Source organism: Stenotrophomonas sp. BIO128-Bstrain (genome assembly GCF_030128875.1).
Lineage (GTDB): Bacteria > Pseudomonadota > Gammaproteobacteria > Xanthomonadales > Xanthomonadaceae > Stenotrophomonas > Stenotrophomonas bentonitica_A.
The window spans coordinates 1604417-1618853 of sequence record NZ_CP124620.1 but is presented as its reverse complement, the minus strand read 5'-3'; the positions used below and the strand labels follow the sequence as shown (position 1 = coordinate 1618853).

Genomic DNA, 14437 nt, shown 5'->3' with positions numbered 1-14437 from the left:
CACCATGTTCAAGATCATCATTGAAGCAGCGGTCAAGTTCCGCTGGCTCGTGGTGTTTCTGGCTGCATTGATTGCCTGCTTTGGCTTGTTCCAACTGAGCAAGCTGCCAGTCGATGCTGTACCAGATATCACCAACCGCCAAGTTCAGATCAATACCATCGCACCTGCCCTTACTCCGGAGCAGATTGAGCGCCAGGTTACCTATCCTCTGGAAACGGCCTTGGCCGGAATCCCGGGTCTGAACACCACTCGTTCCCTGTCACGCAATGGCTTCTCTCAGGTCACGGCGATCTTTACTGATCAGACCGACATCTATTTCGCCCGCCAGCAGGTGGCAGAGCGGATGCGGGAGGCTGCCGGAGATCTGCCCGAGGGCGTGTCCCCCATGCTCTCCCCGGTTACAACCGGGCTGGGCGAGGTTCTCATGTGGACGGTGGACTTCAAGCCATTTGACCCCAAGAAGCTAGCCAAGCCCGGCCAGGCTGGCTGGCAAGAAGGTGAGGTTTACCTGACACCAGAGGGCGATCGACTTGGAACCGCCCAGGAGCGCGCAACGTACCTGCGTACTGTCCAGGACTGGATCATCGCACCACAGATGCGCTCCAGCCCCGGCCTGGCCGGTGTTGATACCGTAGGTGGCTACGTCAAGGAATACGGCATCTACCCCGACAGCGCTCGACTGGCGGCATACAACCTGGGTCTGGCCGATTTGGTCCAAGCTCTGGAACGCTCCAACGTCCAGGCTGGTGCCGGTTTCGTCCAGCGTGCGGGCGAAGGACTGGTCGTTCGGGCCGACGGCCTTGCCCTGACGACCGACGACCTGGCTCAGTCGCCGGTTGCCACCAAGGACGGCGTGGTGATCCGGGTGGCCGATGTTGCCGAGGTCGGGATGGGGCGCGCCCCACGGCTTGGTGCAGCTAGCCGAAACGGTCATGAGGCAGTACTGGGCACGGCACTCATGATCGCTGGCGGCAACAGCCGCACCGTCGCTCAAGCTGCTGCTGAGCGTCTGGCACAGGTCAATGAATCCCTACCCGCCGAGATCTTCGCAGAGCCAGTGCTGGACCGTAGTGTGCTGGTTAACTCCACTGTCAAGACTGTCGCCAAGAACCTAACCGAAGGTGCCCTGCTGGTCGTCGTTGTGCTGTTCCTGCTGCTAGGCAACCTGCGTGCGGCAGCCATCACCGCCTTGGTTATTCCGCTGTCGTTCCTGTTCGCTGTTATCGGCATGAACAAGTTCGGTATCAGCGGCAACCTGATGAGCTTGGGAGCGCTGGACTTCGGCATCCTTGTAGATGGCGCGGTAATTGTGATCGAGTCCACCCTGCTGATGCTTGGGAAGAGGCGTGCCGAACTTGGCCGACCCCTCAATGCAATGGAGCGACTGCGTGTGGCCGCCGACTCGGCGAGGAAGATGGCGCGTCCTGCAGCGTTCGGCCAGGTGATCATCCTGTTGGTCTTCGCACCGATCCTTACGTTGGAAGGTGTGGAAGGCAAGACTTTCCACCCGATGGCCGCCACCTTCATGCTCGCCCTCGTTGGCGCGTTCATCTTCTCCTTTACCTTCGTACCGGCGATGGCTGCCCTGCTGGTCAGGGAACCCAAGCTCCATGCGAATAAGGAGGGACACGAGGGCGACCAGGACGAAGAACATGAGACAGCAATCATCCGCGTCCTGCGCGGCCGTATTGAACCGGCGATCCAAGCGGCGATTCGTAGGCCCAAGGCAGTGTTCGCTAGCGCCCTTTTGATGCTCGGGATGGGCGTGGTCGGCTTTACGATGCTGGGTCGAGAGTTCATGCCAACCCTTGATGAGGGAAACCTCGCCATGCAGGCATTGCGTGTGCCATCGACGTCGCTTGAGCAATCGTTGGCTATGCAGTTGGCGCTGGAGAAGGCTATTGCTGCTGAACCAGAGGTCGTGACGGTCTTCTCGCGGACCGGTACCGCAGAAGCAGCTATCGACCCCATGCCGACCAACATCTCCGACAGTGTGATCGTACTTAAGCCAAGAAAGGAGTGGCCAGACTCTTCCCTGAGCAAGGAGGATCTGATTGCGAGGTTTGAAAAGATCGCCGCCTCGCAGATAGGCAACAGCTTTGAATTCAGCCAGCCCATCGAGCTGCGCTTCAATGAGCTGATCTCAGGTGTACGTACGGACTTGGCCGTCATGATCTACGGCGACAACTTCGAGCAACTGCAAGCTGTTGCCGACCAGATCGCGCTGAAGCTAAGAAACGTTCAGGGCTCGGCAGATGTCCGTGTTGAGCAGATTTCCGGCCTACCCACCCTCAATGTGGCGATCGATCATCTTGCAGCTGCGCAGTATGGCCTCACGGCGGCGGACGTAAGCGACGCGCTTTCAACCGGTATTGGCGGCGCCGCGGCAGGCAAGATCTTCGAGGGTGACCGCCGGTTCGATGTTGTTGTTCGCCTCAGCGACGACGCACGCAATGACCCCGATCAGCTCGCATCGCTGCCGATTGCAACGCCTACTGGGGGCATCGTCCCGCTCTCCTCTGTCGCACGCATCGAGATCAGCGAGGGGCCGAACCAGATCAGTCGAAACAACGGAAGCCGCCGTGTCGTGGTGCAGGCAAATGTTCGCGGTCGTGACTTGGGCGGGTTTGTGGGAGAGGCCCAGGCGGCGGTGAAGGACGTACAGCTTCCACCGGGCGCGCACATGACGTGGGGCGGTCAGTTCGAGAACTTGCAGCGGGCTGAAAAGCGACTCATGACAGTTGTTCCGATTGTCTTCCTGCTGATCGGCAGCCTCCTGTTCATGGCATTGGGCAGTGCAAAGGAGGCGGGTTTGGTGTTCACCTGCGTCCCGCTTGCCCTAGTTGGCGGAATTCTCGCATTGCTGGTGCGTGGTATGCCGTTCTCGGTATCGGCCGCTGTCGGATTCATCGCTGTATCGGGTGTTGCGACGCTGAACGGATTGGTGCTCATGCAAGCCATCAGAGAGAGGCTTGATGCTGGTGACAGTCCACTGATCGCGGCAATGAACGGCGCCGGCAGCCGAATTCGCGCTGTCGTGACCACCGCGCTGGTGGCGATCGTCGGCTTCATTCCTATGGCCATTGCCAGTGGGTCTGGCGCTGAGGTGCAGAAGCCTCTCGCGACGGTGGTCATTGGCGGCCTGTTGACCGCCACAGTGCTCACACTGCTTGTGCTGCCGACATTTGCGGGCCGTTTGTCCAAGCCAGATCCCAAAGGGCAACCGGAAACTGCCCACTGATTGATGGAATGTTTGGGTCCGGCAGCGCATCTGCCTGCCGGACTTCCCGATCCATTCTTATGACGTTGGAGGGAACACATGAACCTGACCACAGAAATCGAACTGCCGCTACTACTCCCAGGCGTCGCTCGCGACGACAGCTGCGTGCAGAGGCTGGTCGATGGCCTTGAGGAAATGAACGGAGTATCGCGCGTGCACGCGTGCGAGGGTGGCGAGGGAGCTCTCGGAATGCTCTGCATTCATTACAACCCCGAGATCGTCTCGCTTCAGCGAGTGCGAGAGGTGGCGGCATCCATGGGCGTTGAGTTGGGTGATCGGTATGGCCACCTTTTCTTGGAGCTTGGTTCGGCCGTTCACGCACGAAAGGCAAGGACAATTGCGGCGCAAGTGCAGGCCGTACCAGGCGTCATTGAAGCCACCACCAGCCCAGCTGGCGGCATAAGTATCGAGTACGAGAGAGCCAAGACAGGCGAGGCGGAGCTGAGAGCGAAGCTTGACGCGCTGGGTGTAGCGCAAGAGCCACCGAGTCCGAGGGGAGATTTGAAGGATCAGCGCGAAGGACACGATCACAAGGACGGACAGGACCCCGGTCATTCCCACGGGGGCCTCCTGGGTGGCAATAGTGAGCTGATCTTCTCACTTGCTTGCGGCCTGCTCCTGATCGTGGGATTTGCGATTGAAAAGCTTGGGTTGACCCAAACGCCCTGGATTCCCACAGCGTTTTACGTAGCAGCCTACGTCTTTGGCGGCTGGTTCACGCTTGGCGAGGCGATCGGGAATATCAAGCTAAAGCGCTTTGAGATCGATACGCTGATGCTGGTTGCAGCGGCAGGCGCAGCCGCGCTCGGCGCATGGGCCGAAGGCGCTTTGCTTCTGTTCCTCTTCAGTCTCGGTCACGCCCTTGAACATTACGCGATGGGCCGGGCGAAGCGTGCGATCGAAGCTCTCGCCAAGCTTGCCCCTGAGACCGCCAAGGTACTGAGGGATGGACGGGTGGTTGAAGTCCGGGTTGAAGCCTTGATACCTGGAGACGTCGTGGTCGTACGTCCCAATGACCGGATGCCGGCGGACGGATTCGTTATCAAAGGGGCTAGCAGCGTTGACCAAGCCCCTGTCACCGGGGAAAGCATCCCGGTCGATAAGCTGGCAGTCAGTGACCCTGCCCTGGCACGGGTTCGGTCTGATTCGGTGGCAATGGAGTCACGTGTTTTCGCCGGCACTATCAATGGCTCTGGCGCCTTGGAGGTTGAAGTCACGCGTAGATCAGGGGAATCCGCCCTCGCTCGCGTCGTCAAGATGGTAAGTGAGGCTGAGACGAGGAAGTCGCCCACGCAGCGCTTTACGGACAAGTTCGAGAGAGTGTTCGTTCCTGCGGTATTGATTCTGGCTGCACTCCTTCTCTTCTCCTGGGTTGTGGTTGATGAGCCATTCCGTGACAGCTTCTATCGTGCTATGGCAGTTTTGGTAGCAGCGAGCCCCTGCGCACTGGCCATAGCCACGCCAAGTGCTGTTCTGGCGGGGATCGCAAGAGCCGCACGTGGTGGTGTACTCATCAAAGGTGGAGCGCCGCTCGAAGAGTTAGGAATGATCCGCGCCATCGCGTTTGACAAGACCGGAACGCTCACCCAAGGCAAGCCGCGCATCACCGATATCAAGGTCATGCAGGGGGCAACGGAGAAAGAGTTGCTCCAAATTGCGGTGGCCGTAGAGGCCCTCAGTGACCACCCGTTAGCTGCAGCCATCGTTCGCGACGGGAGCGCTCGACTGGGCGACATCCAGGTGACGGGCGCGACGGATCTTACGAACTTTGCGGGGAGCGGCGTTCAGGCAAAAGTGAACGGCATCAGCGCCTGGATCGGAAAAGCAGAGATGTTCGGTAACGGTAGCATTGGAGCTCTCACCACTGACGCGCAGTCTGCTATCGATGTACTGCGCGAAGCTGGGAGAACGACCATGGCGGTTCGCCTGGGCGACCGGGACCTGGGCATCATCGGGCTGATGGACACGCCGCGCCCAGAGGCACGTGAGGCATTGGAAAAGTTACGGAGCTTGGGCATCCAGCGGATGATCATGATCTCCGGTGACCATCAGACTGTTGCCCAAGCTGTAGCAAGGGACGTCGGTTTGGACGAGGCATGGGGCAATCTCATGCCCGACGATAAGGTAAAGGCGATCCGTCAATTAAAAGAGACGGAGCGGGTGGCGATGGTGGGCGACGGCGTAAATGACGCACCTGCAATGGCCAGTGCAAGTGTGGGTATTGCGATGGGAGCGGCCTCTTCCGATGTCGCGCTGGAGACTGCTGATGTTGCCCTCATGTCCGAGGACCTGAAACAGGTTGCCTTCGCTGTGGAGCTCAGTCGTCGCACCCGAGGGGTGATCCGTCAGAACGTCTATGTCAGCCTTGGCGTTGTCGCACTGCTCGTTCCAGCCACAATCATGGGTCTTGGCATTGGTCCCGCCGTAGCCGTGCACGAGGGCTCGACGTTGCTGGTGGTGTTCAATGCCCTTCGGCTTCTCGGCTACCGTCAGTCCTGACATGCGCCTTCTTGTCATTGACCGTGATCTCCGGGTTGCCAAGGCGATTTTCGAGTATTTCGAGTGCAGGGGGCATCAGCTCGATGCTGCGGGAGACGGCGTCACAGGGCTGCACCTTGCAGTGTCTAATACCTATGACGCAGTCGTCTTGGATTGGACGTTGCCGCGTATCGAAGGCCCTGATCTGATCAGCAAGCTGCGGTCTGAGCATGGTGTATCGGTACCAGTTCTGATGCTTACTGAGAGGCGGGAGCTGTCCGATAAAATTCGTGCCTTCCGTTCTGGGGCGGATGACTATGTAACCAAGCCATTTGACATCCCGGAATTGGAAGTCCGGCTTCAGGCGATAGTGAACCGCGCCCAAGGGCGTCCGGCCACCAGACGGCTGACAGTCGGTGGCCTTACTCTCGATCTGGCAACGTTGATAGCGACCAGGGAAGGAAGGCAGCTGCGGCTCTACCCTGGATCCCGAAAGTTGCTACAAGTTCTGATGCGGGCGAGCCCTTCGGCTGTGAGTCGCCAAGAGCTGGAGCACGCTTTATGGGGGGACGATCCGCCAGATCGGGACCTGCTCCGATCTCATATGTCCGCCCTCAGACGAAGCGTTGATGGGGGGTTCGACGAGAGGTTGATACATACGCTGCCACGCTTTGGCTATCGATTGGGGGCCGAGATGATCGTTTCGGGCTCGCCAAGAAGAGCCTGCACGTCGGATGTAGCAGCTCTATGCGAAAAGTAAGCCAAGCTGTATGGCCTATCGTGTCGTTCCTTGCGATGGCCACCTGGGGCGTGGTGGCTATGGAGCCTTTCGCGCCGGGACCGGAGGAGAGGATGCTCTGGATCCCAGCCTGTATCACGCTATCCAGCATGGCCGCAATGACGGTGGCTAGCCTTATTCAGGACATGTTTGCATTAGCCCGAAGAAGTTGGGGGCAGTTCCTGAGGAGATATCCCAGCGTGTGCCTTGAGGCACTGGTCTTGTTGGCGGCTCCATTCCTTCTTTACACGCAGCAGTCTGGTTGCCAGCTTCTGTGCCCCGCATTAACGGCAAGCCTTTTACTGATTCTTCTGTCGGCTGTAGAAACGCTTTCCACCTCGGTTGTCTTCAGGGTTCGCACTTCGCCGACGTCGTTGATAATGCTGGCGCATTCCGGTGCAGGCATGTTTGCGACGTATATGTTTACCAAGGGGCTGAAGGTTACCTCGCCCATTAGTCATTTCTGGTTCTTTGGCTCCGTCCTTATGAGTGGCGTGCTGTCTTTTCTCATTGCTCGGTTCTGGACCAACCTGCTCAGAGGTGCGACGGTGGGGTATTCAACTGTAGTTGAAAGGATCATTAGGACCTTCAGCGCGGAACCGTCTGCTGCCCAGTGGATTACAAGGCATGTGGTGACAGGGGGTAGGAAGCAGAAGGCAGCGAAAGGCCAATGCAGAACCATAAAACGCAAAAAGTAGCCAGACGTACGTCTCATCTGACGGCGTAACGGATGGCTCTCGTGAGGGCCGTTTAGCCGCCTGAGCCTTTTTTCTGCTTTCATCAACTGCGACCAATTATCATGGGCACAAAGGTTCTCATTGGACCGGCCAAGATTTCGTAGACATCTCAGAGCCATAAGCAATGGAAGCCAGAGAGGTGTCTATGGCGAGCAAGCAGTACACGGATGAGTTCAATGCCGAAGCGGTCAAGCAGGTTACCCAAAGGGGCTTTGCTGTAGCCGAGGTTGCCAAGCGGCTGGGGGTCTCATCCCACAGCCTTTACCAATGGCTCCGCAAGGCCAAGAGCGAGGCCTTGGCGGGCACACCAGAGGGGTCGATGTTGCCCACGCCCAAGGACTCAGCCGAGGTGCGTCGGTTGAAGGCCGAGGTGAAACGTCTGACTGAGGAGCGCGATCACTCCAATTAGAGAAGACATATGAAAATGCTGTCCCTTACACTTGGCACGCTTTCGGCGCTAGGCCTCCAGAGCAACGCAGATGCTGCAGGCGTCTCGGGCGCGACGACGTCGTTCCAGCAGATACGCAATGCCACGGCTAAGATTACGTATGGCGAAACCGTATTGCTGGTGGACCCTATGCTGGCCTCTAAAGGCGCCTATCCAGGCTTCCCGGAAACGTATCGCAATGAATTGCGCAACCCGACCGTCGAACTTCCCTTCGACACCGGTCAGGTGCTCAAGGGAGTGGATGCGGTGCTTGTGACACATACCCACTTGGATCATTGGGATCCCGCCGCTGAGTCGCTGATTCCGAAGCAGATGCCCGTATTCGTCCAAAACGAAGTTGACGCTAAGCTGCTGAGGGATAAGGGTTTCAAAGACGTCCGGATCCTGCGTCCGCGCGAAATTTTTGGCGGAGTGGCTATCTCCCGCACTGTGACTCAGCACGGCTCGGATTCAATGTACGCGATTGAGTCGCTGGCGAAGAGACTTGGCAGTGTTATGGGTTTGGTCTTTGAAAAGGCTGGTTCACCAACGATCTACCTTGCTGCTGATACCGTCTGGACGAATGAAGTACAGGATACGATCAATCGCTATAAACCGGATGTTATCGTCCTCAACACTGGCGATGCTCGCATCACGGGTTTTGATACGGGGATCATCATGAGTTCTGGGGATACACTTAGGGCGCACACGCTCGCCCCTAATGCGAAGATTGTGTCCGTGCATATGGATGCCGTGAACCACGCGACTGTCTCCCGCGCCGACCTGCGGCAGTACGTTATCGAAAATTCGCTCCAAGGCAGCGTCTTGATTCCTGAAGATGGTGAAACGCTCAAGTTTTGACCCCGCCACCTCTGGCGATGATGCGTTAGCGTTGGCCGCTGCAGCTGGATGGATCCTCTGCGTATGGGGCAGGGCGATAGCTTTGATTTTGCGCCGGCTCGAAGAAATAAGGCCGGCCACGGGATCAAGCTACTGCACATCTCGATAAATTCGGTAGACCAGCGGCGACCTCTAACGCAGGGGATGAGCTGAATGCTCAACGTGAGTATTGGCACATCATCGCCAAAGCCGGCCAGCGAATGGCATGCCTACTTGATCCAGATCCGGGCGCCGCCCTCCAGCTCAACGCAGTCGGGAGTCTCGACGGCATCGACCAGCGTGATCCATTTGAAGAGCTGCAATTCGACGCTGGGGATCCTGTTCACCTGGGCGTTGCTCATCATGGATCAGGTACCTCACGGGTCTATTGCGGCGAGTGGGATCCGGGGCAGGACTGCACCCTGCCCCGCTTGCGGATGATCGGGCTGGCCTAGCTAATCGCACCGGTCATCGGCCTACCCCGAGCGCGCCTTTCGGACCGGTTTTGCCTTGGTTCGCGCGGGCGCTGCCGGCGGTGTGAGTGCAGCGCGCACTTGCTCGGGCAGATCGCCCAAGCGCTCAAGCTGGCTGGCATAGGCGCTTGCCAGCGCGCTCTGGATGTCCCGGTCGCGCAGTGCCTGGGCGGTGGTCTGTTCAGCCTGCTGGCGGGCCGCGCTTAGGTTGCTGAGCTCACGCTGGTGCTGAAGGGATTGCGCGGTGACGCTGTGCTGGAGCTGCTGCAGCGCCTGGCGTGCCCGGTCCACCTCGGTCAGTGCGCGGTCTTCGGTGGCGCGGAGATGCGCCAGCAGCTCATCGCGCTCGGCGGTGTGCTGGTCGGCCTTCTGCGCCAGCTCGGCGCGCAGCGCGGCCACCTGTTCCTCCAGGAGTTCGTTGCGCGTGGAAGTGCCGTCGCGTTGGCGGCGCAGGTCGTCGCGCTCGTCGTGCAGCTGGCGCAACTGTTCGCGCAGGGCGGCGGCGCTGGTCTCAGCCGTACGGGCCTCGTGCTGGGCTTGAGTCAGCCGCTCCAGCGCTTGGGTGCGCTCATGCGCCAGCACGTCCTGCTGGCTGGCCACGGCGGCCTGCGCCGCGTGCAAATCGGCGCGTTCGCCAACCACCAAGGCCTGCGCGTGGTCGGCGGCGGCCTCTAGGGCGGCGGCCCAGCAGCGCTGCGCCAACGCGTCCACCTCCGTCGGCACGTCCGGGCGGCCCTGCTCGCGGGCGCGCTGCCGCAGGCGTGCGCCGACGCTGGCCCACCAGCTGTCCAAGTGACGGGTCACGGTATTGGGTGAACCGGTGCCCAGGTGGGCGCGGATGCGTTCCACCGTGGGGCGATCGCCTCCGGCGATGAGGTCGTCGGCGGCCTGATGGACGGTGGAGACCGCCTTTTCTACGCTGAGCGAGCCAGCCTGCCCGAGGCTCCCACCGACTTCGTTCGTCAGAGCGTCTACCCGCTGCTCGACCGCGGCGACGCAGCCCTGCCGGATGCCGTCCTGACTACCGAGCTGCGCGCCTTCCTCAGCGAGACCGACGCGCTGGCGGTGATGGCGGATTTCCCGAACGATCTCCAGCTGCTGCGGTATGCACTGGATGGTTTTGAGCTACCCGATGACCAGGTTGCCGCATGCGGACCCCGGCCGGCCCCGGTCATGACATGCATGTCGAAGGAAGGCCTTCCTGGGCTGCTGGTCGAGGACTGGTTCGCAGCCCATCCGGAACATAGGGCCAGGCGCCACCATGCGTTGGTGGACGCGCAGGCCTTGCGGATGGCCTGGCTGGTGGCGACCGGCCGGATCTCTGCTCCGGCGTGGGCCCACTCCTACCGCCGCGCCCGGGGATAGCGGCATAGCGTCCATCCCCGGTATGCTTGCCCCATGAACCGCCTGAGCCAGCTCGACCCTCGAATACCGGCGTGATCGCATCGATCGATCACGCCCCTGTTGCTCATGTTGGTCAGAGGGCCGGCCTTATACCCCGGTGAGAGCACGCGCCAGATAAGCGCGTACACGTCGGTTCGATTCCGACCAGGGGCACCACCGTCAACGACGGAAAAATGCTTCTACTTGAGGGTCGGCAGGGATTCGTGAGAAAAACAGCCGAATCGGCTCTATCGCCATGATTCAACGAGGAAACACCCCTCGACGTCAACAGTTCGTGGATTACAGAGCTAGGCTTGATCGAACCAGAAGTCGCGTGACAGAGGCATTGCGGAAGTACTGCTCAGGCACGCGTGCCCTTCTTGAATATTGGATTCAAGAGTTTCCACGCTCCTGACCCAACGGAAACCCTCAACAAGAAGGCTCCGACAGTCGCCTGACCCATTGCAGTAGTTCCTAGTGCGGGATCGTCCGTCCAGCGTCGACGTCGGCCAAACCCTCGCGGGTCTGCCGATCCTTCTCCTCCTCGGTCAATTCCGGTATGTGATCGCCGCCGTGCTCCCTTCTGAGGCCGACACGCCAGCCGCCCCGGCCGCATCCCCCTGCTGCGGCGGATGCCACCGCTGAGTCCGCGCGATGGCTTGATCGTGATCAATGCCAGTCGGCCCCAAGAGGGCTAGACTGGCAATTATGAGAGCTCGCACGTCCCCTGCCCTGATCTGCCCAGCGTCCGCAGGCGCTGCTTCGGGCGTGCGGGAGCTGTCATGGTGAAGCTGCTGAGGCGATGGCGGCGACCCCGTCCTCGTGCCCGACTGGCATGGCTGGGACTGTGGGCGCTGCTGCTGCAACAACTGGCGCTGGTGGCCTACGCCTGTCCGCTGGAATCGGTGGATGCTGGACAAGCGACCCTGATGGTCGGTTGCGAAGAGATGTCCGCGCCGGATCCCGATGCTCCGGCGTTGTGCGACCAGCATTGCCAGCGCGATCACATCGCCACGGCCGATGCGAAGGCCCCTCAAGTGCCTTACCAGCCCGCGCTGGCCGCCTCCGCGCTCGTGCAGGCTCTGTTGCCACCGGTACACGCACGTTCTATCGGGATGTTCCGGTGTGCGTGTCCGATCCGCCCCCCCTGCAGCGCTTCTGTAGCCTGCTGATTTAAGCCCCTCCTGGATTGACCCGTGCTCGTGCTGCTTGTGTTGCAGCACGCTCGTTGTCGTTTGTCCGGAGGTCTTATGGAGATGTCCTTCTTTCTGCGTGCAAGACGCAGGATGGCGTGCGGGGTGTTGTTTGCCCTGGCGCTCAGTGGTCCTGTGGTGGCGGCACCGCCCGCTATCCCGATCAGCTATCCCGAAGCACTACAACAAGCGCTTGCTAACGCCCCTACCCTGCAGGTGCGCCGATCCCAGATCGATGCAAGTACCGAAGAAGCCGCGCGTGCCGGCGCGTTGCCCGATCCACGTCTGATCGTGGGGCTGGCGAACTGGCCCGTCAGCGGACCCGATGCCTTCAGTCTGCGGGCAGACGAGATGACCACCCAGCAAGTCGGGCTGATGCAGGAGTTTCCTGCCCGTGCGAAACGACGTGCCGAGCAAGCGCTGGCTCAAGCGACGCTGGCACAAGCGCGCTCACTGTCGATGGTCGAACAGCAGATGGTGGTCCAAGCGGCCGCGCAGGCCTGGATCGAGCTGCGGAGTACGCAGCAAGCCGTAGATGCGTTGGAAGGTTTGCGCGAGCCGGCGCGCATAGCCGAGCGTGCGGCGCGTGCTCGCTTGGCAGGTGGCACGGCCGGGGCCAGTGACGTGCTTGCCGCCCAGGCCGTCCTACTGCAGTTGGACAATCGCCTGGAGCAGGTACATGCGGAGCACGCCGCGGCGCAGGCCGGCCTGGCGCGGTGGTTGGGTATTGCACCAGAGGCGATCTTGGCCAGTGGTACGGCGCCGGATTTTTCGCAGTTGCCATTGGAGCCCACCCAACTGCTGGCCAACCTGGACCAGCACACACCACTACTGGGCTGGGAGGCACGCCAGAGCTTAGCCCAGGCCCAGGTGGATGCGGCCGTGGCCGAAACCCGCCCGGATTGGAGTGTGGAGCTCACCTACGGACGTCGCGAGCGCGCACTCGACGGCATGGCGCGCAGCGACATGCTCATGGTGGAAGTGGGCGTGGGCCTGCCGCTGTTCCAGAAGAACCGCCAAGCACGAGGCATCGTGGCACGACGGGCTGAGCTGGAGGCGGTGTCCGCAGAGCGCGATGAGGCCCGGCGCATCCAAGCCGAGTCGGTGCAACGCGCGATGGCGCGATGGCGCGGGTTAACCGGCCAGTTGGAGCGTCAGAACACGCAGAGCCTGCCTTTGGCGCGCGATCGCGCACGCACGGCGTTGGCCGCCTACGGCGCCGGTGCCGACCTGCAGCCGTGGCTGGAAGCGCGGCGCGATGAGATCGAATTGCAACTGGAGAACGCCCGTCTGCTGGGCGAACAGGGCCGTGCCTGGGCGGCACTGGCCTATCTGCTGCCCCATGAGGAGAACACGCCATGACCCCGACCAAGACGCGTCTCACACAGCTCGCCGTGGCCCTCGGGTTGCTGGCGCTCGGCTTTGCCAGCGGCTACGCCTGGATGACTCGAACCTCTGATTCCACCCCGCCCACCGGCACGAGCGGCGCAGGTCAAGCGCGCAAGGTGTTGTACTGGTACGACCCCATGGCGCCGGAGCAGCGATTCGACAAGCCGGGCAAATCTCCGTTCATGGATATGAAGTTGCTGCCCAAATACGCAGATGAGGCCATGGGCGGCGGAACGCAGATCAATCCGCGCCTGCAGCAGAACGTGGGCATACGCACTCAGGAAGTGACGGTAGAGTCACTAGGGACTGCTGTACGCGTGCCGGGCACACTGACGAGGGATCTGACCCAGGAAACCGTGGTCAGTGCGCGCACGGAAGGCTTGATCACCCACGTGCAGGTAAAGGCGCCGTTTACCGAGGTTCGTCGTGGTCAAGCGCTGGCCACCGTGCAGGCCCCGGCATGGAACGCGGCCATCGCCGAAGCACATACCCTGAGCCAAGCTCAGTCCGCGAGCGCGCGTGAGCTACAGGGTGCCGCGCAACAACGGTTGCGTTCGTTGGGTGTTCCTTCTGGCGCCTCGGCCAGAAGTGGCGTCGTGCTTGGCGCAGACCACAGTGGTGTCGTGACCGAGATCCTGGCACGCGAGGGGCAGACGGTGATACCCGGTACGCCACTGTTCAAGATCAATGGGCTGGACACGCTGTGGCTGGAGGCCTCGGTGCCCCAGGCAGCGCTGGGCACCTTGCGGCTGGGGACCTCAGTGCAGGCCACGGTCAATGCATGGCCGGCAGAGCGCTTTGGCGGACAGATCCAGGCGTTGCTTCCCCAGGTCGACATGGCTAGTCGCACGCAGCGGGCGCGAATTGTGCTGCGCAACCCGCAGCGTCGGCTGGTGCCGGGCATGTTCGCCGAGGTTCTGGTGCAGCCCGATGCGAGCAGGCCTTGCCAGTCGTTCCCACGGAGGCGCTGATTGCCACCGGGCGGGACAGCCGGGTCATCGTGCAGGATCCGGACGGGAGCTTCCGGCCAGTGCGGGTGAGTGCCGGACGTAGCGTGCAAGGGCGCACGCAGATCGTGGCAGGCTTGGCCGGTGGTGAACGCGTGGTGGTCTCGGGTCAGTTCCTGCTCGACTCTGAAGCCAATCTCTCCGGTGCGTTGGAGCGCCTGGGCGCTGCACAACCTACAAGCCCTGCCAGCGCATCAGGTGTACACGAGCGCCATGACGCCGGGCACGACGCACGCACTGTCGTGCCGTCACCGTCCAGACAGCCTGCGCCTGTCGCGCCAGAGACCTCCACCTCCACGCCGCCACGCTGCCCGGTGCAGTACTGGTATGACCCGATGGTGCCGGAGAAGCATTTCGACAAGCCGGGCAAGTCACCGTTCATGGATATGCAGTTGGTACCCAAGTTCGGCTCC

Annotated in this window: 11 protein-coding genes, 1 tRNA gene and 2 pseudogenes; 12 read left to right on the top strand and 2 right to left on the bottom strand. The window is 61.3% G+C overall.

Going from position 1 to position 14437, the window contains the following annotated elements; all coding sequences use genetic code 11:
• Nucleotides 1-4: 4 nt before the first annotated feature.
• The 6 genes and pseudogenes from POS15_RS07220 (at nucleotide 5) to POS15_RS07195 (ending at nucleotide 8561) form a co-directional block, all read left to right on the top strand.
• On the top strand, nucleotides 5-3241 hold the full coding sequence (locus POS15_RS07220; protein WP_182338192.1) for a CusA/CzcA family heavy metal efflux RND transporter: 3237 nt from the start codon (nucleotides 5-7) through the stop codon (nucleotides 3239-3241).
• Between the two features lie 78 nt (nucleotides 3242-3319).
• A complete protein-coding gene (locus tag POS15_RS07215) occupies nucleotides 3320-5779 on the top strand; it encodes a heavy metal translocating P-type ATPase (protein ID WP_102789636.1) in 2460 nt (819 codons plus the stop codon).
• Nucleotide 5780: 1 nt separating this feature from the next.
• Nucleotides 5781-6518 (top strand): response regulator transcription factor, encoded by a 738-nt coding sequence (locus tag POS15_RS07210; protein ID WP_080341495.1) that lies wholly within the window; start codon nucleotides 5781-5783, stop codon nucleotides 6516-6518.
• 20 nt (nucleotides 6519-6538) lie between these two features.
• A complete protein-coding gene (locus tag POS15_RS07205; RefSeq protein WP_284129284.1) occupies nucleotides 6539-7234 on the top strand; it encodes a hypothetical protein in 696 nt (231 codons plus the stop codon).
• A gap of 184 nt (nucleotides 7235-7418) precedes the next feature.
• Nucleotides 7419-7670: pseudogene (locus tag POS15_RS07200) on the top strand (transposase); the annotation flags it as partial.
• A gap of 21 nt (nucleotides 7671-7691) precedes the next feature.
• The gene (locus POS15_RS07195; protein WP_232767548.1) at nucleotides 7692-8561 is read left to right on the top strand and encodes an MBL fold metallo-hydrolase; all 870 of its coding nucleotides are present in this window, start codon (nucleotides 7692-7694) and stop codon (nucleotides 8559-8561) included.
• Nucleotides 8562-8809: 248 nt separating this feature from the next.
• Here POS15_RS07195 and POS15_RS07190 read toward each other — a convergent pair whose 3' ends face one another.
• On the bottom strand, nucleotides 8810-8941 hold the full coding sequence (locus POS15_RS07190) for a hypothetical protein (RefSeq protein ID WP_269801247.1): 132 nt from the start codon (nucleotides 8939-8941) through the stop codon (nucleotides 8810-8812).
• A 114-nt stretch (nucleotides 8942-9055) separates the two neighbouring features.
• Complete coding sequence (locus POS15_RS07185) at nucleotides 9056-9901, bottom strand: DNA-binding protein (RefSeq protein ID WP_254427895.1); 846 nt, start codon at nucleotides 9899-9901, stop codon at nucleotides 9056-9058.
• Here POS15_RS07185 and POS15_RS07180 point away from each other — a divergent pair.
• The 6 genes and pseudogenes from POS15_RS07180 to POS15_RS07155 form a co-directional block, all read left to right on the top strand.
• Nucleotides 9881-10417 carry a hypothetical protein gene (locus tag POS15_RS07180; protein WP_254427894.1) on the top strand — a complete coding sequence of 179 codons (537 nt, stop codon included), beginning with the start codon at nucleotides 9881-9883 and terminating at the stop codon, nucleotides 10415-10417. The two genes, POS15_RS07185 and POS15_RS07180, sit on opposite strands and share 21 nt — an antisense overlap.
• A 92-nt stretch (nucleotides 10418-10509) precedes the next feature.
• Nucleotides 10510-10612 (top strand) — tRNA-Ile (locus POS15_RS07175).
• Nucleotides 10613-11217: 605 nt separating this feature from the next.
• On the top strand, nucleotides 11218-11607 hold the full coding sequence (locus tag POS15_RS07170; protein ID WP_224096875.1) for a hypothetical protein: 390 nt from the start codon (nucleotides 11218-11220) through the stop codon (nucleotides 11605-11607).
• Between the two features lie 24 nt (nucleotides 11608-11631).
• The gene (locus POS15_RS07165; RefSeq protein ID WP_224096874.1) at nucleotides 11632-12990 is read left to right on the top strand and encodes a TolC family protein; all 1359 of its coding nucleotides are present in this window, start codon (nucleotides 11632-11634) and stop codon (nucleotides 12988-12990) included.
• Entirely contained in the window at nucleotides 12987-13988 is a 1002-nt protein-coding gene (locus tag POS15_RS07160) for an efflux RND transporter periplasmic adaptor subunit (RefSeq protein WP_224096873.1), read from the top strand. Before POS15_RS07165 ends, POS15_RS07160 begins: the two co-directional genes overlap by 4 nt.
• Before the next feature lie 350 nt (nucleotides 13989-14338).
• Nucleotides 14339-14431: pseudogene (locus tag POS15_RS07155) on the top strand (heavy metal-binding domain-containing protein); the annotation flags it as partial.
• Nucleotides 14432-14437 lie beyond the last annotated feature (6 nt).

Bases quoted from the DNA above. Each gene is read 5' to 3' on its own strand.
- POS15_RS07220 (WP_182338192.1), top strand. From the start codon at position 5: ATGTTCAAGATCATCATTGAAGCAGCGGTCAAGTTCCGCTGGCTCGTG.
- POS15_RS07215 (WP_102789636.1), top strand. From the start codon at position 3,320: ATGAACCTGACCACAGAAATCGAACTGCCGCTACTACTCCCAGGCGTC.
- POS15_RS07210 (WP_080341495.1), top strand. From the start codon at position 5,781: ATGCGCCTTCTTGTCATTGACCGTGATCTCCGGGTTGCCAAGGCGATT.
- POS15_RS07195 (WP_232767548.1), top strand. From the start codon at position 7,692: ATGAAAATGCTGTCCCTTACACTTGGCACGCTTTCGGCGCTAGGCCTC.
- POS15_RS07190 (WP_269801247.1), bottom strand. From the start codon at position 8,941: ATGAGCAACGCCCAGGTGAACAGGATCCCCAGCGTCGAATTGCAGCTC.
- POS15_RS07170 (WP_224096875.1), top strand. From the start codon at position 11,218: ATGGTGAAGCTGCTGAGGCGATGGCGGCGACCCCGTCCTCGTGCCCGA.
- POS15_RS07160 (WP_224096873.1), top strand. From the start codon at position 12,987: ATGACCCCGACCAAGACGCGTCTCACACAGCTCGCCGTGGCCCTCGGG.